The organism is Pseudomonas sp. PME37.24/025 (genome assembly GCF_055556615.1).
Window position 1 is genome coordinate 1 of the sequence record NZ_JBVHNK010000264.1, and the last position, 265, is coordinate 265.

Annotated in this window: 1 pseudogene; it reads left to right on the forward strand. The window is 64.9% G+C overall.

The window, feature by feature from the left end:
• Nucleotides 1-265, forward strand: a pseudogene (ispH, locus tag ACZ3HH_RS30310) (4-hydroxy-3-methylbut-2-enyl diphosphate reductase); the annotation flags it as partial.

Sequence of the window (265 nt, forward strand, 5' to 3'; positions counted from 1 at the left end):
CAGGTGCGCGACCCCGACTCCCTGGCCTTCGTCACCCAGACCACGCTGTCGATGGACGACACCAGCAAGGTCATCGATGCCCTGCGCACACGCTTCCCCACTATCGGCGGTCCGCGTAAGGACGACATCTGCTACGCCACCCAGAACCGCCAGGATGCGGTCAAGCAACTGGCCGACGAGTGCGATGTGCTGCTGGTAGTCGGTAGCCCCAACAGCTCCAACTCCAACCGCTTGCGCGAACTGGCCGAGCGCATGGGCACGCCTG